Genomic DNA, 20,837 nt, shown 5'->3' on the forward strand with positions numbered 1-20,837 from the left:
CTCTAACACTGCAGCAACTTGAGTTCCTGCCTTTGCACAGCGCTCATGCGCAAGGGCTCACCCATCTGCTCTGCAAGCCAATGCTGCACCTGAACAGGTTTAAGGCTACGGCCCATCGAATCAATGCTTGCCTCCAGACGCAGTTGAACGGCGTCTAAGCAAAGAGACTCACCTCCCTCCTCGCATCTGTTGCACAGTTGAAGTTCACGCAATGCTGGCCGGCAGTCTCGTTGACGCGGCCGTCCCTTCTTATCAATGTCATGCCACAGCAGTTGATGAGCTTCCTTCAAGGACTCGACAGCTACTTGCCACTGATGCCACGTCGATGGCTTCTCAGACTCAATGGCCAAATCAAAGCGCCATGAGGCTGCCACCAGCAACTGAGAGAGGCTGCTACCGCCTACAGGCACAGATTCCGCACTAAGCAAAGAGAGTCCCTTCGGCAAGGTGGCCTGAAGCTGCTGACGCATGGTCTCGGCCTCCACCGGCTCTACAAACTCGAGATCCATCCATTCCCCAAAAGCCTCTACCCCCAAAGGCAAAGCCAGAGCTATTTGCAAACGCGGCAGGGAATGAAACCCACCGCTGTAACTCACTGGCAAACCACTGCGCCGCAGGGCTCTTTCAAGCAAACGCATGACATCCAGATGACTAAGAAGAGCCATCGAACCAGTTTTTGCGAATCGCAGACGGATGCGACAGGCTCGCTTCGTTAAAGGAGTTTTCTGAAGCTGCCGATCTGGCACAGGCGGCGGCGGCACCACCTCGTTGTGACCCATTTCAGAACCACAGACGCCACAACTACTACAGCCTTCGAAAGAACAGTCAGGCAACACCGTTGCCGTCAAGGCACGCTGCAGATCCTCTGCCAGCCAGCTCTTATCAATGCCCGTATCAATGTGATCCCACGGCAGAGACTGAGCGCAGAAGCTGCTCAGATCATCGCGATTGAGGGCTGAGGTCGCTCCCCAGCTCCCTAACTCCAGATCCCTATATCGGCCCTCCAGCCCTGCAGCTGCAATAGCCCAGACCCAGGCCTGATAAGTGCGATCAAGGGCCTCGAACCAAGCATCCATGCCTCCCCCCGCCCGCCAGGCTGCCTCGATCACCGACGAAAGACGACGATCACCGCGACCGACAAAGTCCTCCATGGCGGAGAGGCGCACATCAGTGAAATTGACCTTTACGCCTCTGAGCGCCCGAAATGCCTGTTGCAGCTTTTGCTGACGTCGCTGCAGTTCTTGCGTAGATACGCTGTGCCACTGAAAAGGCGTATGTGGCTTTGGAGTGAAGTTACTAACCGTGATCTTCAGGTTCAATCGCCCAAGATCCCTGCACTGCTCCTGCAACATCTGACAGGTATCGGCAATGCCAAGCACATCCTCATCCGTTTCGCTCGGCAATCCGATCATGAAGTAGAGCTTGACCTTGCGAAAGCCGTTCTGCATCGCCGTGCGGATCCCCTGCAGCAGGTCGGCGTTCGTAAGACCTTTATTGACAACGTTCCGCAAGCGCTGACTGCCAGCCTCCGGCGCGAAGGTGAGACCGGCCTGACGACCACCGCCAACGATGTGAGCGATATCATCGTCAAAGCGATCGACCCGTTGGCTGGGCAGCTGAAGGGTCACATTCTGATCAGCCAAACGATTTCGCAACTCCACACCAACCGCTGGCAGAGCCAAGTAATCGCTGCAACTGAGCGACAACAACGAAAAATCGCTATATCCCGTTCGCTTCATACCATTGTGCACTGCTTCAATCACCGCCTCCGGATCAACATCCCGAGCTGGACGTGTGAGCATGCCGGGTTGGCAAAAACGACAACCACGAGTACAACCGCGACGAATCTCCACCTTGAGTCGATCATGCACCGTTTCGATATGTGGGACCAAACCCATGGCGTAGTGAGGCATCGGCTTGGCCACCCGTCGCAGAATCTTGGCCGGCGCAGCAGGCTCCAAAGGAACGATGGAGGTGCCATCAGGGCCTTGACCGTAAAGCGACGGCACGTAAACGCCAGGCACCTGAGCTAAGTCCTGCAAAAGGCTTGAGCGACTCAGTCCATTAGCCTTAGCGTCAGCCACTACCAAACCAATCTCAGGCAGCAGCTCTTCACCATCGCCAAGGGCTACAAAATCAAAAAAAGCGGCATAGGGCTCAGGGTTACTGGTAGCCGTTGGTCCACCAGCAAAGATCAATGGTGGTGCTGCTAGATCATTCAGGGGCTGATCACCACGATCACTTGCCAACAAAGGAATCTCTGCCAGATCAAGCATCTCAAGGATGTTTGTGGCCCCAAGCTCATAACAGAGACTGAAGCCAAGGATGTCGAAGGCCTGGAGAGGACGGCGACTCTCCACCGCGAACAGAGGCTGCCGAAGATACCGCAAGCGCTGGGCCAGGTCCTGAGCGGGAAGGTAGGCCCTGTCACAAAGCTGACCTGGAACTGCGTTGAGAATCGAATAAAGAATGATGTGGCCCTGATTGCTCGCGCCCACCTCGTAGATCTCCGGGTAGGAGAGAGCCCAACGCACCCGAGAAGCCTGCCAATCACGAGGCTCCACCCCCAACTCATGGCCCATGTAACGGGCAGGGCGATTGATCCCGGCATTGACCAGGCTGTCGAAATCCACCGGCTCTAGACGGGGTGAGGCGACGGTCATGGCCAGCAGGGCACTAATCCCATCGTATGGACAACGCTGGCCAACCCCCCGACACAGCGCAAGGCCCCGTGACGTAGCAAGATGCCTGCCAAGACAGCCAGCTCATCAGTGGTTCAGGTCAACAGCAACTACCTCAAACTCAAGGCGGGATATCTATTCCCCGAAATCGCCAGGCGGATCAAAAGCTTCAGTGAAGCCAACCCGGATGCTGCGCTCATCCGCCTCGGCATCGGCGATGTAACCGAACCACTGCCACTGGCATGTAGAAACGCGATGAAGGTAGCCATCGACGAGATGGGGACCAACACTGGCTTCCATGGCTATGGCCCTGAGCAGGGCTACGACTGGCTGCGCGAAGCAATCGCCAAGCATGATTTCCAGACCAAAGGCTGTCAGATCAATGCCGAGGAGATCTTTGTCTCCGACGGATCGAAGTGCGACAGCAGCAACATCCTCGACATCCTTGGGAGCAGCAATCGCATCGCCGTTACAGATCCGGTTTATCCGGTCTATGTCGACAGCAACGTGATGGCGGGTCGCACCGGCGAAGCCAATCAAAGCGGCCGCTACGCAGGCCTGAGCTACCTGCCAATCAACGCCGAAAATGGGTTTGCAGCCAAGATCCCCTCCGAACCAGTCGATCTGATCTATCTGTGTTTCCCCAACAACCCCACTGGAGCGGTAGCCACAAAAGCCCAGCTCCAGGAGTGGGTGAACTATGCCCGCACCAACAGTGTCTTGATTTTGTTTGACGCTGCCTATGAGGCGTTCATCCAGAACCCCGACCTGCCGCATTCGATCTATGAGATCGAGGGCGCTCGCGAGTGTGCCATCGAATTCCGATCGTTCTCCAAGAATGCTGGATTCACCGGCACCCGTTGCGCCTTCACGGTGGTACCGAAAGGCTTGAAGGGCAAAAGCGACGATGGATCAGATGTGGAACTCTGGAATCTCTGGAACAGGCGCCAAAGCACCAAGTTCAACGGCGTCAGCTACATCATTCAGCGTGGCGCCGAAGCGGTTTACTCCGCCCAAGGCCAGGGGGAGATCAATGCGCTAGTGAGCTTCTACATGAGAAACGCCGCCATCATCCGCAAGGAACTTACCGCCGCCGGGATCGAAGTGCATGGTGGTGAGCATGCGCCCTATGTGTGGCTGAAGACACCAGACGACATGGATTCCTGGGGCTTCTTCGATCATCTGCTCCAAAACGCCCACGTGGTAGGCACCCCAGGCAGCGGTTTCGGTGCTGCAGGCGAAGGCTACTTCCGTCTCTCCGCCTTCAACAGTCGCGTCAATGTAGACGAAGCCATGCGTCGGATCCGTGCCCTCTGAGACCACAGAATCAAGCCCCCGCCATTGAAGCTGGGATTGCTCACCAACTGCACCATGGGTGAGCGGCCCACGTACATTGGAGCCGTCCCGATCGTCCTGGCCATGGCGGTGAATGCCCCCAGCCCCACTCCCGGTGGTGCCGCCGTCCTCGAAAAGCAAACCGAGCGGATCCGCAAGCAATCGCCTCATTACAAGGTGCTTCTGCACAACGATCCGGTTAACTCCATGGAATACGTGGTGGTCACCCTCCAGCAGGTCGTACCCCAGCTCAGCGAGCAGGACGCCATGGCCGTGATGCTGGAAGCCCATAACACCGGCGTCGGGCTGGTGATCGTCTGCGACCTCGAACCAGCCGAGTTCTACTGCGAAACACTGAAAGCCAAGGGGCTGACCAGCACACTGGAACAGGAAAGCTGAACAGGTCTGGCCTACATCCGCTCTGGTCAGCATGGTTAAACCAACGTTGGCGCTGGTTGCCGACAGTGACCCTGATCCCCCTGCTTTACGGGTTGGGCTGGCTGATCATGCAACCAACTGTCCTTTTCCTGCCAGAGCTGCCCCTCCAATGGCGCGGCCTGCTGGGAACCCTCTGCAGTGCACTGCTGTTTCTAGTGCTACTGCCTGGCTGGGTTAGGGCCCGCTGGATCAGCCAACATCCATGGCGCAGCTTGGGCATCACTGGTGCAGACGTTGGCAACACCCTTGTGAAACCCCTGCTCCTCGGATTGGCCGGGGCAGGGGCCCTGCTGCTGCTAATCAGCGTGATCACGATCAGCGGCCATTGGGGCTACTGGCTAGGGGATCTCAACGCCGAGAAACAGCTCAATGCCATTCTGCTCTGCCTCGTCGTGGGCTTGCTGGAAGAGCTGCTATTCCGCGGATGGCTCTGGGGAGAGCTCAAGCTACTGATCGGAGCACGGCTGGCACTGCCCATTCAAGCCCTGATTTTCAGCCTGGTGCACACACGCTTTAACATTGGAATCTGGCCAAGGCTCGGCCTGCTGAGCGGGCTGTTCCTACTGGGCCTGGTGCTGGCCATTCGCAGGCGCCTCGACCATGGCTCCCTCTGGGGATGTGTAGGACTGCACGGAGGTTTGGTGGGTGGCTGGTTTGCCCTCCAATCCGGCCTCATCCAATTTTCCCCTCAGTCGCCGCTTTGGCTCACCGGGCCAGCTGACAACCCCCTCGGTGGAGTGGTCGGCATCCTGGCGATGGCTTCCTTACTCGTCTATCAGCTCACGGCATTAGCCAAGGCCGCCCGCCCCATCACTGGAGCACGTAGAGCCTCCTCCAAAGGCGCCACCCCGTAATCCCGCTCAAGCAAGGCCATCACGGTACGTCCGAAATTGCCAGGCTCAGTCTCAAAAGCCTCGAGACAGATTCTTCCGAAAATGCTTCCCATCGGTTCAGGGTTCCAGAGCAGCTTCCTAGCCGTCCAGGGCATCATGCTCATGGGGTTGTAGCCGGGCTGAATCAAACCCTGTTCAAAGCCGTACTGCTCCAAATGGGTGTGAGGTTGGAGGCCAATGAAGAAGATGGCAGGCTCCACCTTGTCGGGCCCGAAAATCCGTTCCAGCTCGCGGTGATAGGCGATGGATTGACGAATCGTTTCCGGTCTTTCGTCAATCACGTTGAAGGAGTAGTTCACCGACACGTGTTGACGGAAGCCAGCGCGGACTAACAGCCGACAGTTCTCAAGCACAGTTCGCAGGTTGTACCCCATGCGCATCTTGCGCACGAGTTCCTGAGACCCTGAGGTAATGCCAATCTCGAAGTAACTCATGCCGGTTGCAACCATCAACTCCGCAAGCTCGGCATCAAGGTTGTCGGCTCGGATGTAGGCGGCCCAACGAATTCCATTGAGCCCTTCGGCCTGGATCGCCGTCAGAAGATTTTTAGCATCCTCAATGTATCGGCGGGCGGGGATGAACTGTGCATCAGTGAACCAAAAGCCACGTACGCCACGGTCATAAAGCTGGCGCATCTCCGCCACCACCTCTTTGACAGGATTGAGCCGTACCTGTTTCCCCTCCACAACGGTGTAAACGCAATAGCAACAATTGTGGGGACAGCCCCGCTTGGTCTGTACACCGACGTAGAAGTCACCACCCTCTAGGTACCAATTCAACTGAGGCCATATCGATGAGATGTAGTCGTAATCGCAGGCGGTTTTAGGACGACTTTCAGGCTGCTCATGAATCAGACCAGCTCGTACTGGCTCACCCACTACAAAACAGCGTTGATCATTCAGGGAAACGCCGCGCAGCAAATTCTCCAACAGGAGCTCCCCTTCCCCCACCGACACGATGGTGCCCTTCGGCAAAGAGCGACCAAGTTGCTCATAGAACACACTCACTGCACCACCACCCAAAACAGCCCGGGCATGGCTGACATAGCGACGAGCAGCTCGCAGCCCATGTCGCAAAAGTCGCTGATTGCGCCAGAGCTCCCCGTAATGGCTTTTCATCAACAACAATCCACCGAAGGCGCCCCGGAGGCGTCGCAAAGGATTGCTTGCATAAAACACCTCAAAGGAGTGCTGCAGTGGATTGCCAGTGCGGCCATCTACCGGTGCATAGATCTGGATATCTCTCCAAGAAAAAACCAGCAGGGTGGGGCGAAACTGATCAATCGTGGCCAACAACACCCGTTCAACATCCAGCACAGGCAAAGCAGCCAAATCCAAAATCCGTTGAGGAAGATCCGGGAAACACTTGTGCAGGTGATCGGCCAGGTAAATCGGCCCAATTGGAAAGATGGGATTGCAGGGCAACCTCACCAGCAGCACACGCTCCTCTACCTGCGAGGAAAATCCTCTAGAAACCTCAAAGGATGAAGCGGAACCCATTGGTCAAGAGCGCAGGATCTCAGCGATTGCTCAAGCTGAAAGCGACGCTAACAATGACTGCGCTTCTCCCAAGCGCTAATCAGTCAAGCCGTTGTCTCTGAAACTCCCGGCATCAATTGAAGATGAGCAAAGCAAGCTCCCCGCTGCGCAGCGACTAATTACTCTCTAATAAGAATGAGTTCTTGATGGGCAGCAGCTTTGGGGATCTATTCCGAATCAGCACCTTCGGTGAATCTCATGGAGGGGGCGTGGGAGTCATCGTGGAAGGCTGCCCACCAAGGCTTGAGCTTGACCTACAGAAGATTCAGGCCGAGCTAGATCGACGCAAACCTGGCCAAAGCAAGATCAGTACACCCCGCAAGGAAGAAGATCAAGTCGAAATCCTCAGCGGTCTGCTCAACAACACAACCCTTGGAACACCAATCGCCATGGTGGTGCGCAACAAGGATCACAAGCCTGGCGACTACAAGGAGATGAATGTTGCATTTCGGCCTTCCCATGCCGATGCCACCTATCAGGCGAAGTACGGCATCCAAGCTCGAAGCGGTGGAGGGCGAGCCTCCGCAAGAGAGACGATTGCGCGGGTAGCCGCTGGAGCGATTGCCAAGCAATTACTGACCAAAGCCCATAACACCGAAGTACTGGCATGGGTCAAACGCATTCACACCCTGGAGGCCGAAATCAATGCCCAAGACGTCAGCATTGATGACGTCGAAGCAAACATCGTGCGTTGCCCGAACCAAGTCATGGCAGCGCAAATGGTGGAGCGTATTGAAGCCATCAGCCGTGAAGGCGACTCATGCGGTGGTGTGATCGAGTGTGTTGTCCGCAATGCCCCAATGGGTCTGGGGATGCCTGTGTTCGACAAGCTTGAGGCAGACCTCGCCAAGGCCGTGATGTCACTACCTGCCAGCAAGGGCTTTGAGATCGGCTCGGGTTTTGGCGGCACCCTGCTAAAAGGCAGCGAGCACAACGACGCTTTCCTCCCCAGCAATGATGGTCGCCTACGAACAGCCACCAACAACTCTGGTGGCATCCAGGGAGGGATCACTAACGGTGAGTCCATCGTGATCCGAGTGGCGTTCAAGCCAACAGCCACCATCCGTAAAGATCAACAAACAATTGACGCTGATGGCAACACCACGACACTGTCTGCCAAAGGTCGTCATGATCCCTGCGTGCTACCTAGGGCCGTACCGATAGTTGAAGCCATGGTGTCCCTTGTACTCGCTGATCACCTCTTACGCCAACAAGGACAGTGCAGTCTCTGGTAAAGCAAATCTGCGCCTACCTAGACCAAGCAATGATTCCCCTTTCACAAGGTCCTACTACTCAATCATCATCGACAAATAGTTAAAGCATGCGCTGCCAATGGCGCTCTTCCCTCGTGATGCTGCCGATTCACGAGCCATGGAGCCATGAACGCCACAGCAGTATTGCCTTAATCACCAGCGGGATCGCTACTGCCAAACCACTGGCTCGACAATGAAAAAGGCCACTTAGTACGACTGGCAAAACCGTTGGTTTTCACCCATTCGCCCGAGGCCTTAAAAAACGAAACGGAGGCACTGGATCAGCCAGTGACCTCCAAGCATCAAGTGCTCATTTGAGCGCTAATGGAACGCTACCGTTGGCGCCAACCGCCGAGCTAACGACAGAGGTCCCGAGACGACCAGCGGCCTTCGCCATGCGTTTTGCTACAGACGTGGAGGCAACAAGACTTTTGCTCCCACTAGCTTTGCGTGCACGGCGAGCTGGTCGCGACGTGCCAACTGATGTGCTGGAAGACTTCTTCGCGGAGGCCTTGGCAGCAGAGGTTTTCTTCGCGGGGGCTTTAACAGCAGAGGCTTTCTTTGCAGGGGCTTTAGCAGCAGAGGCTTTCTTTGCAGGGGCTTTAGCAGCAGAGGCTTTCTTTGCAGGGGCTTTAGCAGCAGAGGCCTTCCTTGCGGGGGCTTTGGTCGTCGAAGCCTTCCTTGCGGGGGCTTTGGTCGTCGAAGCCTTCCTTGCGGGGGCTTTGGTCGTCGAAGCCTTCCTTGCGGGGGCTTTGGTCGTCGAAGCCTTAGTCGTACTGGATTTCTCTGCGGACTTTCCACTAGAGACCTTCTTTCCAGGAGTCTTACTCGTTGATTTACCTGGACCACGACTGCGATGAGTCAGCACCATGGCCCACTCATCAGCAGTAAGATTTGAAGGCTTGCTGCCATGGGTATTAGCGAGCTTGGCAGCCTTTTCGATGTCCTTGATCAAATTGGTCCAGGAAGTCGCAAAGCGCTTGTCCGACTGAGACTTGGCACCGCTTTCAACCAAGGTTTCCACCACTCCAGCTGCGCTGACCTTCTTACGGCGACGGTTAAAGATCTCCTTCTGAAGCTGTGCGATCAGAGCATCGGCTTTAACGCTGAGCTTGATAGTTAGCTGAGACATTCAAGAATAAATAGCTATCTTATATGTAGCATCTCAATCGAATGTCAACAAATAGTCGAAGTTAATCTGTCGTTGCCGGAGGCTTCAAACAAGCCTTCAATGCATGGTCAAGCTGCCCCTGTTGAACCAAATCACGCCCAAGAGCAACAGCGTCATACCCCGCATTAAGCCAGGGGACGAAGTCTTGAACCGTAAGCCCACCAGCGGCAATCACAAAGGGCAAAGAGTCCATCGGTCCAGCCAACTGACGCCAGTAGTCAAGCCCCAAAACTGATGCAGGGAACAACTTAACGAGCCGGCATCCAGAACGGTAAGCCTGCTGGATTTCAGTGGGAGTGAAAACCCCAGGCACAAGGACCTGATGCATTTCCCGCGCCTTCTGATGAAGGTCGGCATCCCAATATGCAGTCATGGCATAAGCAAGGCCTAGCTCTGCCACAGACTGCAAGGCTTCTGGACAGCTAATCGATGCTGCTCCCAGGCAGAGCCCTGCAAAGCACTCCTGCACCTCCCTCATCAAAGACATCCAACCAGGATGAGGAGACCAGGCCAGCTCCACATGCCGAACTCCGAGAAGATGCAGCTGCTCGAAAACCGCAAACAAAGAAGCTCTGTAGCTAGATCCCTCAAGATGGTCGTACTCGCTACGCAATACCACAACCAAAGGCTGTGCTCGTAGTGAGGCTATCAAGACCTCTTGCCTATCAAGCCAGAGGCAATCACCGGAGCACTTAGACGTATTCGGCAACCCTGACATCGCGTCGGATCAGCAAGTCCTGCAAATCCTGAGCATCAACAGTTTCCTTCTCGACAAGCAAATCAGCCAACTCATCAAGAACAGAACGATTCTCGATCAATACTTTGGTGGCACGCTTGTAAGCCACATCAACCAGATCAGAGACCTCTGCATCGATAATCGCGGCAGTTTCTTCAGAGAAATCGCGTTCAGAGGCGATGTCACGACCAAGAAACATGCCTCCCTGAGACCGCCCCAAGGCGACCGGACCAAGCTTGTCGCTCATCCCGAACCTCGTCACCATCTGCCTGGCGACCTGAGCGACCTGTTGAAGGTCATTGGATGCACCAGTGGTCACCTCGTCTTCTCCGTAGACGATTTCTTCTGCGACTCGACCACCCAGAGCAACAGCCATCTGGTTCTGCAAATAAGCCCTGGAATAGAGACCCGACTCCATCCGCTCCTCACTCGGGGTGAAGAATGTGAGACCACCAGCCTGACCACGAGGAATGATGGAAATCTTCTGCACTGAGTCGTAATCAGGCATAAGCGCTCCTACCAGGGCATGACCAGACTCGTGATAAGCAACCAGTTGCTTACGCCGTTCACTCATGACACGATCCTTCTTCTCAGGACCAACCATGACCCGCTCAATGGCGTCGCTAATCTCGTCATTGCTTACTTCTGTGAGCTCACGACGCGCTGCGAGGATTGCCGCTTCATTGAGCAAGTTGGCAAGATCAGCCCCTGTGAAGCCTGGTGTGCGCCGCGCCACTTTGTCGAGATCAACATCCTTGGACAGGGTCTTATCGCGGGCATGCACATTGAGGATCTGCAGGCGACCGGTGTAATCAGGGCGCTCCACAACAACCTGTCGGTCAAAGCGACCAGGGCGCATCAACGCCGAATCGAGCACATCAGGCCGATTGGTGGCCGCCACGATGATAATGCCGGTATTGCCCTCGAAACCATCCATTTCAGTAAGTAGCTGGTTAAGAGTCTGCTCACGCTCATCGTTGCCACCGCCAAGGCCAGCGCCCCGCTGCCGACCCACCGCATCAATTTCATCAATGAAAACAATGCAAGGAGCGTTCTTCTTGGCCTGCTCAAATAGGTCACGGACTCGACTGGCACCAACCCCAACAAACATCTCGACAAACTCCGAGCCTGAAATCGAGAAGAACGGCACAGCCGCTTCACCAGCCACTGCTTTGGCAAGCAGTGTTTTGCCAGTTCCGGGAGGGCCTACAAGCAGAACACCTTTGGGGATTTTTGCGCCTACAGCAGTAAATCGATCAGGGTTTTTGAGAAAGTCAACGACTTCGGTAAGTTCAAGCTTTGCCCCTTCGATCCCAGCAACATCACTAAAGGTGACCTGAGTGGAAGGCTCCATCTGAACTCTGGCCTTGCTCTTGCCAAAATTCATGGCAGGGTTACCACCTCCGCCACCACTCTGAGAACGTCTGAAGAGAAAGAAAAGTCCACCCAATAACAACAAGGGGAAAATCAAACTTCCGGCGGCCTGTTGCCAAGCACCTGCCTGACGGGTTGGTTGAACAGCAATATCAACGTTGTGATCCGTTAAGAGCTTCAAAAGGTCCTTGTCAGGGGCAAGGTTGACATCCGCGCGTCGACCATCGCTTTCAACAACCTGAGCGGTGGCCTGATCTGGGGAGATCAGCACACGACTCACTTGGTTGTCCTGAACTGCTTCAACAAATTCGCTGTAGCGGAGAGTCTCCCGCTCAGTCGTGCCAGGTTTGCCGAGGAAAGCCGTTCCGACCACGACCACCACGACCACCAGAAGAACGTAAAGGCCTACGTTGCGCCAGCGTTTATCCAAGATTCTCCTGCCTGTAATGAAAGAATGTTATTCGGGCTCAGGGAATCACGTGGCTCTCAGCACCTCAACCACGCTACGGAAGGCAAACCACTCAGGGATCTCCTCGCCACTTCTCAACATCTTGCGAAACTGCGTACCGCTGAGCTTCTTGACATGTAATCCACGAGCCTCGGCATGCTCGGCAGTGACGTAGCCCTCCTCTTCAGTGAAAACAAGATTCAACGAGGGGACCGTTTCCATTGCCAGCTCTACTGCACATTCCTGTGCAAAGTTCTGCGCGTCGTAAGGACCATAGAAGTCATCGCCGCTAAGGGAAGACTTACATCCGGCCATGTCACGACCGATAATGAAATGGGTACATCCATAATTGCGGCGAATAATCATGTGTTGCAGGGCTTCGCGCGGACCTGCCATATGCATGGCATAGGGAAGATAGGCCCAGCGAATGCGGGGATTATCTACCTCAGCAGCCAACCGCTCATAGGTCTGAAAACGTACACCGCCAGGGATATCATCCTGCTGAGTTGGTCCACAGGTGGGATGCACTAGCACAACAGCGTTCTCGCTCACATTGCTGGCATGCAAGGCTCGCGTAAACAACTCGTAGTGAGCACGATGAATGGGATTGCGACACTGAAAGGCAACAACGTCCTCCCCGGCAGGAAGTTCCGCCCGAACCTGAGCAGGGCTCTTGCAAGGGAAAATACGCTTGGGCAACTCCAAACCCTGCAAAGTGCCCCCGAGATAAAAGCGCTTGCGTTCAGTGGCAATCATGCGCACAGCGGGATGTTCTAGAGAGGTCGTGCCATAGCAACCTTTGGCTTCCACCACCTTGTCGGGCTCCCATTTGTCCTCGACTTGGAGAACTGCCAAATCCTGACCCTTGTAACTCAGCAACACCCGATCACCGATCGCTACATCCTCTCGATCGGTATCCATCACGATTGGCAAGCCGAAAAGATAGCCGGAAAGAGTTCGATGGCCTGCAACAACAGCGTCGTAATCACCCTGGTGCATAAAGCCCCGCTCAGGCGAAAAGCCTCCACCGACAAGTAACTCCAGATCGCAAGCATTGCGATCTGAACACTCCAACACATGGTTGGCGCTGGCCTTGACAACTTCCTGCTGATCAGGAGCCACCATCAAATCCACCAGTTTCCCCCCATAGGGGGCGATCACGCCTGGAGACTGGGCAGATGCAGAGGGACTGGCAATCATGACAAGCCTGGGGATGCCGGGAGATTCTCCCAGACGGCTGGTTTTGATCAGCTAAGACCAGACGCAACTAAAGCATGGTCAAAAAAAAGGGCCCATAGGCCCCCTTGAAAAATCTTCAGTTCATTGGGATTAGGAACGATGAGAAGTCTTCTAATCAGCCCTTACGGCCATAGAGGACTCCAGAGATCTTGAGATCACGAGCTTCCTTAGAACCCATGTCTGTATCAGCAGTCTGTAATGCGACGAAGGTGCCAGCAAATTCATTAGAACCAGCGTCAACACTATCGACAGAGAGGGTGATTTGACCCTTGCCATCGATATAGCGCTTCACGTTTTCAGTCTGGAGCTCCTTGTCATCACCCCCCAATGCAACGAGGCCTTGGGCATAGTCAACACCTGTAGTCAAAGCGCGACTTTTGGGATCAAGGAAGTTGCTGGTGCGATAGCTAGGTGTCCTTGTTGTGCCTTTGAACTCAGTACCAACAGAGATTGAAGAACTGTTGGAATCCACCTGCATGTCTTTAGCTGAGAAGACAAAAGGCACTTCCTCACCGTTAGGGGCGAGGACGGTAATTAATTGAAAGTCAATACCACCCTTTTCAGCGAAGGCACCAGAACCAGAAATGTCTCCGAAAACCTGCTCAATGGTGGTGTTATTGGATGGGCTGATGATCTTTGTTTTAGCGAAATCAGCTTTTTTGCGCTTTGTAGGAGCAACCTTCACAAGCACCTCAGTCGGTTGCAAGCAAATGTCGCTGAGAGTATCGCCAGAACCAATGCTGATGGATCCACTTGAACCCGCGGCGATGGTTGGGCAATCGTTTGCTCTACCGGTATTAACGATGTTGCCAAAACGTGCATTAGAGCGTTCATTGCCAACAACGAAATCGCTATCGCCCGCGCCATCTGTGATTGCGGCGGACACACTGCTTGGGGCAGCTACAAAGGTGAGACAGAAAGCCAGCACCAGGGCCAGCAAAGGACGAAACAGCATGGGAAGAAGCCGAAAGGCCAGATAACTGCGGGATGAACCGCCCAAAATGATCGTTTGGATCCTACAGGGCACAAATAGGCGTTACGGCTAGCCTTTTGCACCTCTCAACAACCCGTCGCTTACCGAGCTCAGTGAGCACCCACAGCGAACACTCCATAAAAGGCCGTATAGCCCCACTGATAGCTGAACTACGAGAGGTGGCCGATGAGCCCAAACAGGCAGAGACCCTGCTGCCATTACTGCGGGAGATTGAAACGATCCATCGCGATTCCAGGAAGGTCCCTTTCGCCAAAGCTTGCCGGAAGATCGTCAAGACCTTTACACCCTGCTTCAGACCATGGAGAAAAGCGGAGGCTGGCCATATATCTCAAGGCTGCAACTGCGCACTTTCATCGCTCTACCGGGTCAAGATGGCGTCGAAATCACGGCCTGAACCTCCAAAATGGCATCAAGCAACTGATGCGCCAATGCCAGCTTGGACGTAACAGGTAAAGAACGAACGCTGCCACCGGCAGAAAGCAACCAACCACCATTGAAATCCTCCTCAAAACCCTGACCAGGGCGATCAATCGGATTCGCCATCAGCAGATCACAGCCTTTGCGAAGACGTTTTTCCTCACCAAGCTGCTGAATCTGAGCTTCATTACCAGTTAGCGCAGCAAAACCAAGCAGAACCTGACCAACTGGTCGCCTTAAAACGAGCTCAGCGAGAAGGTCAGGGACTTGCTCCCAGCCCTGAGAAAAAGACTGAAGCAAGCAATCCTTCGAAAGCTTCTCAGTCTGAGCAGGATTAACCCGACGAACGTCCGCAACCGCCGCCGCCATTGCCACTGCATCTGCTTTGGACTGCAGCTGCGCCAGCATGTCCTGCATCTCATCTGCGCTTGTCACTGGATAGGCCGCCAACCCCTCCAACCAAGCAACAGGTAATTTCAAAGGACCATGCACCAAATCCACCTGGGCACCGCGTAGCCGCGCTGCCTGCGCCAGCAACACCCCCATACGGCCGCTGCTGCGATTGATCAACAGCCTGGCTGAATCCAAAACCTCCACTGTCGATCCAGCGGTCACCAACAACTTTCGCCCTTGCCAATCGCGTTGCAGCCTGCCTGTCTCATCAGCCTGCAAAAGCCCGCTCACGACAGCCAGCTCAATCAACTTCGGATCGGCCATGCGGCCATCCCCGATCCGATCACAGGCCAGCAGCCCAGATTCAGGTGCCAATAGCAGCACGCGTGGATCAGTCTGCAACTCTTGCCAGTTCCTCCTCACGGCAGGGTTGGACCACATGGCAGTGTTCATTGCTGCCGCTGCAAGCACCGGCCGTTCACAAGCCAGCAACAAACTTGCCAGAAGCCCCTCTGCAAGCCCCTGAGTCCAGCGGGCAAGACTCGTAGCACTTAAAGGAGCGACAATGACAAGCTCAGCCCATTCAGCCAGGGCCACATGTAAAGGACGAGGTTCGCTCGAATTCCATTGATCCTCATCCTGGTAGCAGCGATGCCTACTCAGACTGGCCAGAGCAACAGGGCTGACTAGACGAGCAGCACTAGGGGTCACAAGACAACGCACCTCAGCGCCGGCCTTGATCAGGGCACTCACCAGCAATGGTGTTTTAACAGCCGCGATACTGCCAGTGACTGCTACAAGCAGACGACGACCCATAAGAGGGCGTGCCGCCTCAATCTTCATCGAAGGGTTCCTGATCGATCAGATGCACGTATGGAGCTGTCAGCTCAGGGCGATGAATCGCCAAAGCCCTCAATAGATGCCAATCGCCCAACCCGGCAAAGGGCGTGGGGTAATCGTCATCTTCAAGACGCCTGGCAAGTACCGCAGTTGCCTCATCATCAAAGGCCTCAAGACGTTCTGGAGTAATCGCACCAGCAAGATCCATGGAAAGCACCTTGGAGTTCCGCATGGAGTTTGCTCAAACAAGGAGCAGCTCCATTCTGCCTGGACGCTAGGTTCCTGCCGCTGGGGAATTAGCTCAGTTGGTAGAGCGCTGTGATCGCACCGCAGAGGTCAGGGGTTCGAATCCCCTATTCTCCATTCAGGTCTCAATGAGATCGATTGCTATAGAGAGGCTTATCAGATGCAAATCCGCTTAGACAAGTCTTAAGGCCATGGAGTTTCCTCTTCGAAGTATCCGTAAGCACAAACATCAGATCCTGATTGGGCTGGCAGGTCTTGTCACGATGACCGTGATCACACGTCCTTCAGCCCTACTCACATTTGCCTTAATTGCCCTTGCAGGAAATCTGACATGCGGACACCAGCACTCTTTGACAGTCCATGCGTTAAAAGAGAGTGAAGAAGGATCTGGTCCTCAATGTCGCAATCAAAACGTGAACAGGTGGTGAGTCATCTTCGCTACATCCGCCAAGAGCTACGAGAAATGCATCAAGGAGTCATGGAAGATGGCCTTCTCCCCGAAGCAGGCGAGGTGCGTGGAGTGATGGCACAAATGGAAGCTCTGCTTGAGCTACTCGAAGGCAAGTCATCGCGTAAAGCCAAAGCCGAAGCTAGTTAATCGCCCAGATCACTTGCCAAACCCTGCCTAGCAAGCTTTTTATTCAAATCCACAAACTATTGGTGAGAATGAAGACACATACGCTTCAAGTGTTGCAAAAGGGTCTGGCAGGATTCCAGGCTGGTTGATGGGTGTTCAACTCAATCCCACCCTGCCAGTTTTTACTTATGCCCCAAAATCTTCAGTTCACTCGCTTTCAACGCAGTGTTGGTCAAGCAGGTGAGCGCCTGGAATTTTGGGCTGTGAACCCATGGCGGAGAAGCTCATTGTTTGTGATCGTTTTATTAATAACCTTTCTGTTAGGCAGCTCGGTTGGAACGATCAGTGGCGCGTTAGACCTCATGGACCCCATCGGAGCCCTTCTCACTGTGGTGATTTGGGAAGTGATGGTGCGATTACGGCGCCAGTGGCCTGCTCCCAAACGGGCCGTTCTGGCCCGTCAATTATTAGACATGGCAAGGATTGGTCTGCTTTACGGCCTGCTCCTAGAAGGCTTCAAGTTGTTGTGATCGAAGTGAGAAGAATGACCTCAAAGGAAATTGCAAACATGCTCCATATCCTTCAAGCAAAACCATCATCAGAGGGAGCATGGGCAAAGAGCACTTCTTCCTCGAATTAGAGCCACCAGAAGAACGCCTACGCCGTGCACCCCATGTTGTGATCATTGGTGGTGGGTTTGCAGGAGTGCGTGCTTGCAAAGCTCTCGCCAATACAGAGGTGCGCGTCACTCTGATCGACAAAAGAAATTTCAACCTCTTCCAACCCTCCTCTACCAAGTCGCTACAGGCCTTGTCTCCAAAGGAGATGTGGCCACCCCCTTACGCCAATTGGTTGGTAGGCAATTCAATGTGCAAGTTCTGCTCGGTGAAGTCACCCAGCTTAATCCGCAAGCCAAACAGATCGTTTTCAATAACAAAAGCTTGAGTTACGACTACCTCGTGCTCGCCACCGGCTCTGGCAGCACCTACTTCGGGCATGAGGAATGGCGCAGCTTTGCTCCACCGATGAAAATCCTTGAGCACGCCGAAGAAATCCGGCGTCGACTGCTGATAGCGATGGAGCAGGCCGAACAGACACCCGACCCCAACGCCCGTCAATTCCTACAGAGCGTCGTGATTGTGGGTGCAGGGCCCACTGGCTGCGAGATGGCAGGAGCCGTATCTGAGTTAATGCGCAATGCCATGCGCCGTGAATTCAAACAACTCAATCCTGACCAAACCAAGATCTACTTGGTTGATCCTGGCGAAAGGGTGCTGCGCGCCATGCCTGAAATGTTGTCGAAATCAGCCCGCACGACTCTCGAATCACTAGGTGTAGAAATGGTTTTCAAAGGCAGGGTGCAGTCCATGCAAGCCGGCGAGGTGATGGTTAGCACCCCGAATGGTGATCAGTGTCTTCAGGCCGCAACCGTGATCTGGACCGCTGGCGTGCGTCCTTCGCACCTCGGCCGCAATTTGGCCGACTCGATCGGTTGTGAACTCGACAAGGGCGGGCGAGTCGTTGTGGAACCAGACTTCTCCGTTGCCGGCCATCCCGAAATCCGAGTCGTTGGAGACCTCTGTTCCTATCGGCACACAACCAATCAGAACCCCCTACCTGGTATGGCCGGCCCAGCTACGCAAGCAGGCGGATTTGTGGGCCAAGACATCACTGCAGTAGTGAGTGGGTCATCCCGGCCAACATTCAACTGGTTTGATTTCGGCAGCATGGCGGTTCTTGATCGTGTGGCAGCGGTGGCAGATCTACGTGGCTTCAAATTCTCAGGAGGGATTGGCTGGATGTGCTGGGCTCTTGCCCACTTGGCCTTCATGCCCAACCCAGAGAACCGCATCACGCTGCTTTTTAAGTGGTTAGTCGCCGTGGTGTCTCAACAACGCTCATCGATGCTGCTCACGGGAATGCCCAGCCAGCACATCGACATTGATGCCCCAGATGCTCATTTCCCAATGCAGCCTGGTTTAGGCCCCTCAATCGCAGCACCGGACGCAGCACTACAAGCCGCCATGAAGTACTACAGCACTCAGATCGCAGGCATCGCTCCTCAGCCGATGGCTGCTAAGGAAGGATCTGGGGAAGACTCAACAGCTGCCATCAAATAAAGCAAGGCCATGCGGATAGGAATGCCATTGCGCACCTGCTCTTCGACAAGACTGATGGAGTGATCATCCAGTAATGATCCACCCAACTCAACCCCTCTGTTCACAGGCCCAGGATGGAGCAGAGGGACAGACTTCCCGCATAACTTGAGGCGCTCGTGGGTGAGCCCATAATCACGATGAAAGCGGTTTAGATCAGTAAGCAAATGCTGATGCATCCTTTCCTTCTGCAACCTCAAAGTCATCACTGCATCCGCACCAGGCAACGCCTGCTCCAGAGTTCGCACTACCTCGACACAACCACGATGTTGAACCGGGTCATGAGCCTGACCAGGAGGTGGCGCCTCGACAAAAGCGACAAAATCTTGAGGCACAAGGCTCGGCGGACCACACAACACAACATCAGCACCGCAAGCAGTGAGTGCCCAAAGATTGGATCGCGCCACACGTGAATGGAGAACGTCTCCAACAATCACAATCCGCTTGCCCTGAAGGGCTTCAGGCAGAGGGTGATCCGGATCAAAATGATGAGCGAGGGTGTAGAGATCAAGCAATCCCTGGCTGGGATGGCTATGCAGCCCATCGCCACCATTGAGCACGGCCGTGCGTTCGCCTGAACGATCTAAAGCACAAGCAAGTTGTTCGGGAACACTGGTCGAGCTATGACGCACCACCAGCACATCAGCCCCCATCGCCACATAGGTGCGAGCAGTATCAAGCACAGTCTCTCCTTTGCTGAGTGAACTGCTAGCTGGAGTGAAACTCTGCACATCAGCCGAAAGACGACGGGCCGCCAACTCAAAGCTGCTACGGGTGCGCGTACTGGGCTCAAAAAACAACGTTGCCACCAAACGCCCCTGCAACGCCGGCAACTTGCGCGCACCCGTGACAGGCATGGAACGGAAGCGATGCGCTAGCTCCAGAACAGAGGTGTAATCCTCACGAGAGAAGCTGGCCAGATCAAGGATGTGTCGATGGGTCCAGCCGCTCATGGACAATCACTTACGGAAGGAGCCCAGGCTTGTTGCAAAGGCGGCGTGCGATCTCCCTTGGCACGGCGACTAATGCTGCGACAGTTCTTGAGATACCAACGCCAAGGAATGTCTTGTCCTTGAGAGATACCGATCCTGGTTGTGCTCACAATCGTTGGCGTACCGAAAGCAGCTGGCCTAGGTGCCAGCCACACATCATTCTCTCCTGTGACGGCGGCTCTGTCATGGGAGCGATCCAAACCAAAACGACGCGCTAATAAAGCTGGCCCCGCCGCGACGCGTTCCGGTTCGTCCGGCAGTGCAATCGCCCTCAACAACACCCCATTGGCCCATTCAGCGCGATCGGTGACCACATTCACGCAGTGGTGAATTCCATAGCTCACATACACATAAAACCGCCCTGGCTCTCCAAAAAGCGTTTCGTTTTGCGGTGAGCGGCGCCGATAGCCGTGGCAGGCGGGCTCATCCTGCGAATACGCCTCCGTTTCCACAATCACACCCCACAACAGACTGGCGTCTTCTTGGCGTTTCACCAACCTGCAACCCACCAATTCAGGACCCACTACTTCTGCAGGGCGGCAGAAGAAGGATTGAGGGAGGGCTGGGAAAAGCTTGGTGATTGACTTGGTGGCTATGGGCGTGGCTCAACAACAGAAACTGCTGACTGGTGTATCCGCAGCAACAATGTCAGAAGAGCAACTCAAAGCCTTTCTAGAGAAGGTCAAAGCTGATACCAGCCTTCAAGAGAAGCTCAAAGCTGCTTCGGATGCTGATGCTGTGGTTTCTATTGCCAAAGAGGAGGGATTTAGTATCTCTGCTGATGACATCAAGGCTCAGCAATCAGAACTTTCAGACGAAGAACTGGAAGGCGTGGCTGGAGGAGCTGGTGCTGAGACTGTGTGTGGTGATTATTAGTTTTCTTGCTGCCCCATGCTTGGGATTCGTTGTAGTCATTTTTTGTACTTCTTTTGGCATGGCGTCTTAGTCGCATGCGCTTAAGATTCATCAATTGCCCTGGGTATCATTTTGCTTGATCTCGTTTGGAGAGTTCATCTGCTTGACGAGCATTTTGGTTTTGTTCTGAAGACTGCTAAAAAAAACCCGGGGGCTAAATTGAGCCTCCGGGATAATTACTCCGCCCTAACTGGGCATTTC

At 54.6% G+C, this 20,837-nt stretch carries 21 protein-coding genes, 1 tRNA gene and 1 pseudogene; 13 read left to right on the forward strand and 10 right to left on the reverse strand.

The window, feature by feature from the left end; all coding sequences use genetic code 11:
• Positions 1 to 2 precede the first annotated feature (2 nt).
• Positions 3 to 2,663 (reverse strand): TIGR03960 family B12-binding radical SAM protein, encoded by a 2,661-nt coding sequence (locus tag SIB79_RS09290; protein WP_063405072.1) that lies wholly within the window; start codon positions 2,661 to 2,663, stop codon positions 3 to 5.
• Between the two features lie 108 nt (positions 2,664 to 2,771).
• Between SIB79_RS09290 and SIB79_RS09295 the strand changes: the two genes are divergently transcribed.
• The 3 genes from SIB79_RS09295 (at position 2,772) to SIB79_RS09305 (ending at position 5,308) form a co-directional block, all read left to right on the forward strand.
• On the forward strand, positions 2,772 to 3,998 hold the full coding sequence (locus tag SIB79_RS09295; RefSeq protein WP_196757658.1) for an LL-diaminopimelate aminotransferase: 1,227 nt from the start codon (positions 2,772 to 2,774) through the stop codon (positions 3,996 to 3,998).
• A 102-nt stretch (positions 3,999 to 4,100) separates the two neighbouring features.
• A complete protein-coding gene (gene clpS, locus SIB79_RS09300) occupies positions 4,101 to 4,415 on the forward strand; it encodes an ATP-dependent Clp protease adapter ClpS (RefSeq protein ID WP_041385209.1) in 315 nt (104 codons plus the stop codon).
• A 107-nt stretch (positions 4,416 to 4,522) separates the two neighbouring features.
• Positions 4,523 to 5,308: a type II CAAX prenyl endopeptidase Rce1 family protein gene (locus SIB79_RS09305; RefSeq protein ID WP_063405425.1), complete on the forward strand. Its 786-nt coding sequence runs from the start codon at positions 4,523 to 4,525 to the stop codon at positions 5,306 to 5,308.
• On the opposite strand, the gene SIB79_RS09310 is transcribed toward SIB79_RS09305, so the two are convergent.
• A complete protein-coding gene (locus SIB79_RS09310) occupies positions 5,230 to 6,846 on the reverse strand; it encodes a photosystem II high light acclimation radical SAM protein (RefSeq protein ID WP_063405068.1) in 1,617 nt (538 codons plus the stop codon). The genes SIB79_RS09305 and SIB79_RS09310 overlap by 79 nt on opposite strands.
• Positions 6,847 to 7,031: 185 nt before the next feature.
• Here SIB79_RS09310 and aroC point away from each other — a divergent pair, with 185 nt between their 5' ends.
• From aroC to SIB79_RS09330, 4 genes are all read left to right on the forward strand, one after another.
• On the forward strand, positions 7,032 to 8,120 hold the full coding sequence (aroC, locus tag SIB79_RS09315) for a chorismate synthase (RefSeq protein WP_011131162.1): 1,089 nt from the start codon (positions 7,032 to 7,034) through the stop codon (positions 8,118 to 8,120).
• Between the two features lie 86 nt (positions 8,121 to 8,206).
• Positions 8,207 to 8,335, forward strand: coding sequence for a hypothetical protein (locus SIB79_RS09320; RefSeq protein ID WP_268873548.1), 129 nt, complete (start codon positions 8,207 to 8,209; stop codon positions 8,333 to 8,335).
• A 141-nt stretch (positions 8,336 to 8,476) separates the two neighbouring features.
• Positions 8,477 to 8,998: a hypothetical protein gene (locus SIB79_RS09325; protein ID WP_063405066.1), complete on the forward strand. Its 522-nt coding sequence runs from the start codon at positions 8,477 to 8,479 to the stop codon at positions 8,996 to 8,998.
• A gap of 50 nt (positions 8,999 to 9,048) precedes the next feature.
• Positions 9,049 to 9,261, forward strand: coding sequence for a hypothetical protein (locus SIB79_RS09330; protein WP_063405064.1), 213 nt, complete (start codon positions 9,049 to 9,051; stop codon positions 9,259 to 9,261).
• Positions 9,262 to 9,331: 70 nt separating this feature from the next.
• On the opposite strand, the gene SIB79_RS09335 is transcribed toward SIB79_RS09330, so the two are convergent.
• The 4 genes from SIB79_RS09335 to SIB79_RS09350 all read right to left on the reverse strand — a co-directional run bounded on the left by SIB79_RS09335 (position 9,332) and on the right by SIB79_RS09350 (position 14,061).
• Complete coding sequence (locus SIB79_RS09335; protein ID WP_081215710.1) at positions 9,332 to 10,027, reverse strand: bifunctional 4-hydroxy-2-oxoglutarate aldolase/2-dehydro-3-deoxy-phosphogluconate aldolase; 696 nt, start codon at positions 10,025 to 10,027, stop codon at positions 9,332 to 9,334.
• Positions 10,002 to 11,849, reverse strand: a complete 1,848-nt coding sequence (gene ftsH3 / locus SIB79_RS09340) for an ATP-dependent zinc metalloprotease FtsH3 (RefSeq protein WP_063405062.1) — start codon at positions 11,847 to 11,849, stop codon at positions 10,002 to 10,004. Before ftsH3 ends, SIB79_RS09335 begins: the two co-directional genes overlap by 26 nt.
• Positions 11,850 to 11,894: 45 nt before the next feature.
• Positions 11,895 to 13,067 (reverse strand): sulfate adenylyltransferase, encoded by a 1,173-nt coding sequence (sat, locus tag SIB79_RS09345; protein WP_063405060.1) that lies wholly within the window; start codon positions 13,065 to 13,067, stop codon positions 11,895 to 11,897.
• A 154-nt stretch (positions 13,068 to 13,221) separates the two neighbouring features.
• Complete coding sequence (locus SIB79_RS09350; RefSeq protein ID WP_063405421.1) at positions 13,222 to 14,061, reverse strand: photosystem II manganese-stabilizing polypeptide; 840 nt, start codon at positions 14,059 to 14,061, stop codon at positions 13,222 to 13,224.
• A gap of 295 nt (positions 14,062 to 14,356) precedes the next feature.
• Here SIB79_RS09350 and SIB79_RS09355 point away from each other — a divergent pair, with 295 nt between their 5' ends.
• Positions 14,357 to 14,494: a hypothetical protein gene (locus SIB79_RS09355; protein ID WP_328585531.1), complete on the forward strand. Its 138-nt coding sequence runs from the start codon at positions 14,357 to 14,359 to the stop codon at positions 14,492 to 14,494.
• Here the strand turns inward: SIB79_RS09355 and coaBC are convergent.
• Both coaBC and SIB79_RS09365 read right to left on the reverse strand, forming a co-directional pair.
• Positions 14,467 to 15,753, reverse strand: coding sequence for a bifunctional phosphopantothenoylcysteine decarboxylase/phosphopantothenate--cysteine ligase CoaBC (gene coaBC, locus SIB79_RS09360; protein WP_063405057.1), 1,287 nt, complete (start codon positions 15,751 to 15,753; stop codon positions 14,467 to 14,469). The two genes, SIB79_RS09355 and coaBC, sit on opposite strands and share 28 nt — an antisense overlap.
• Positions 15,743 to 15,982 carry a DUF2555 domain-containing protein gene (locus SIB79_RS09365; protein WP_063405053.1) on the reverse strand — a complete coding sequence of 80 codons (240 nt, stop codon included), beginning with the start codon at positions 15,980 to 15,982 and terminating at the stop codon, positions 15,743 to 15,745. Before SIB79_RS09365 ends, coaBC begins: the two co-directional genes overlap by 11 nt.
• 58 nt (positions 15,983 to 16,040) lie before the next feature.
• Here SIB79_RS09365 and SIB79_RS09370 point away from each other — a divergent pair.
• The 4 genes and pseudogenes from SIB79_RS09370 to SIB79_RS09385 all read left to right on the forward strand — a co-directional run bounded on the left by SIB79_RS09370 (position 16,041) and on the right by SIB79_RS09385 (position 18,693).
• Positions 16,041 to 16,113: transfer RNA gene (locus tag SIB79_RS09370), tRNA-Ala, on the forward strand.
• 280 nt (positions 16,114 to 16,393) lie between these two features.
• Entirely contained in the window at positions 16,394 to 16,594 is a 201-nt protein-coding gene (locus tag SIB79_RS09375) for a hypothetical protein (protein ID WP_011131171.1), read from the forward strand.
• Positions 16,595 to 16,761: 167 nt separating this feature from the next.
• Complete coding sequence (locus SIB79_RS09380; protein ID WP_063405051.1) at positions 16,762 to 17,103, forward strand: DUF565 domain-containing protein; 342 nt, start codon at positions 16,762 to 16,764, stop codon at positions 17,101 to 17,103.
• 79 nt (positions 17,104 to 17,182) lie between these two features.
• Positions 17,183 to 18,693 (forward strand): annotated as a pseudogene (locus tag SIB79_RS09385) (NAD(P)/FAD-dependent oxidoreductase).
• Here the strand turns inward: SIB79_RS09385 and SIB79_RS09390 are convergent.
• Entirely contained in the window at positions 18,636 to 19,682 is a 1,047-nt protein-coding gene (locus tag SIB79_RS09390; RefSeq protein ID WP_063405049.1) for an aspartate carbamoyltransferase catalytic subunit, read from the reverse strand. The pseudogene SIB79_RS09385 and the gene SIB79_RS09390 overlap by 58 nt on opposite strands.
• Complete coding sequence (locus tag SIB79_RS09395) at positions 19,679 to 20,317, reverse strand: DNA-3-methyladenine glycosylase (RefSeq protein WP_063405047.1); 639 nt, start codon at positions 20,315 to 20,317, stop codon at positions 19,679 to 19,681. Before SIB79_RS09395 ends, SIB79_RS09390 begins: the two co-directional genes overlap by 4 nt.
• 49 nt (positions 20,318 to 20,366) lie before the next feature.
• Between SIB79_RS09395 and SIB79_RS09400 the strand changes: the two genes are divergently transcribed.
• Positions 20,367 to 20,597, forward strand: a complete 231-nt coding sequence (locus tag SIB79_RS09400) for a Nif11-like leader peptide family natural product precursor (protein WP_063405419.1) — start codon at positions 20,367 to 20,369, stop codon at positions 20,595 to 20,597.
• Positions 20,598 to 20,837 lie beyond the last annotated feature (240 nt).

The organism is Prochlorococcus sp. MIT 1342, assembly GCF_047304495.1.
GTDB lineage: Bacteria > Cyanobacteriota > Cyanobacteriia > PCC-6307 > Cyanobiaceae > Prochlorococcus > Prochlorococcus marinus_D.

What these genes read in the sequence shown, in the direction of transcription:
- SIB79_RS09375 (WP_011131171.1), top strand. Translation starts at nt 16,394, where the DNA reads ATGTCGCAATCAAAACGTGAACAGGTGGTGAGTCATCTTCGCTACATC.
- SIB79_RS09400 (WP_063405419.1), top strand. Translation starts at nt 20,367, where the DNA reads ATGTCAGAAGAGCAACTCAAAGCCTTTCTAGAGAAGGTCAAAGCTGAT.
- SIB79_RS09330 (WP_063405064.1), top strand. Translation starts at nt 9,049, where the DNA reads ATGGGTATTAGCGAGCTTGGCAGCCTTTTCGATGTCCTTGATCAAATT.
- clpS (WP_041385209.1), top strand. Translation starts at nt 4,101, where the DNA reads ATGGCGGTGAATGCCCCCAGCCCCACTCCCGGTGGTGCCGCCGTCCTC.
- aroC (WP_011131162.1), top strand. Translation starts at nt 7,032, where the DNA reads ATGGGCAGCAGCTTTGGGGATCTATTCCGAATCAGCACCTTCGGTGAA.
- SIB79_RS09350 (WP_063405421.1), bottom strand. Translation starts at nt 14,061, where the DNA reads ATGCTGTTTCGTCCTTTGCTGGCCCTGGTGCTGGCTTTCTGTCTCACC.
- SIB79_RS09320 (WP_268873548.1), top strand. Translation starts at nt 8,207, where the DNA reads ATGCGCTGCCAATGGCGCTCTTCCCTCGTGATGCTGCCGATTCACGAG.
- coaBC (WP_063405057.1), bottom strand. Translation starts at nt 15,753, where the DNA reads ATGAAGATTGAGGCGGCACGCCCTCTTATGGGTCGTCGTCTGCTTGTA.
- SIB79_RS09310 (WP_063405068.1), bottom strand. Translation starts at nt 6,846, where the DNA reads ATGGGTTCCGCTTCATCCTTTGAGGTTTCTAGAGGATTTTCCTCGCAG.
- SIB79_RS09305 (WP_063405425.1), top strand. Translation starts at nt 4,523, where the DNA reads ATGCAACCAACTGTCCTTTTCCTGCCAGAGCTGCCCCTCCAATGGCGC.
- SIB79_RS09290 (WP_063405072.1), bottom strand. Translation starts at nt 2,663, where the DNA reads ATGACCGTCGCCTCACCCCGTCTAGAGCCGGTGGATTTCGACAGCCTG.
- SIB79_RS09390 (WP_063405049.1), bottom strand. Translation starts at nt 19,682, where the DNA reads ATGAGCGGCTGGACCCATCGACACATCCTTGATCTGGCCAGCTTCTCT.
- sat (WP_063405060.1), bottom strand. Translation starts at nt 13,067, where the DNA reads ATGATTGCCAGTCCCTCTGCATCTGCCCAGTCTCCAGGCGTGATCGCC.
- SIB79_RS09335 (WP_081215710.1), bottom strand. Translation starts at nt 10,027, where the DNA reads ATGTCAGGGTTGCCGAATACGTCTAAGTGCTCCGGTGATTGCCTCTGG.
- SIB79_RS09365 (WP_063405053.1), bottom strand. Translation starts at nt 15,982, where the DNA reads ATGCGGAACTCCAAGGTGCTTTCCATGGATCTTGCTGGTGCGATTACT.
- SIB79_RS09380 (WP_063405051.1), top strand. Translation starts at nt 16,762, where the DNA reads ATGCCCCAAAATCTTCAGTTCACTCGCTTTCAACGCAGTGTTGGTCAA.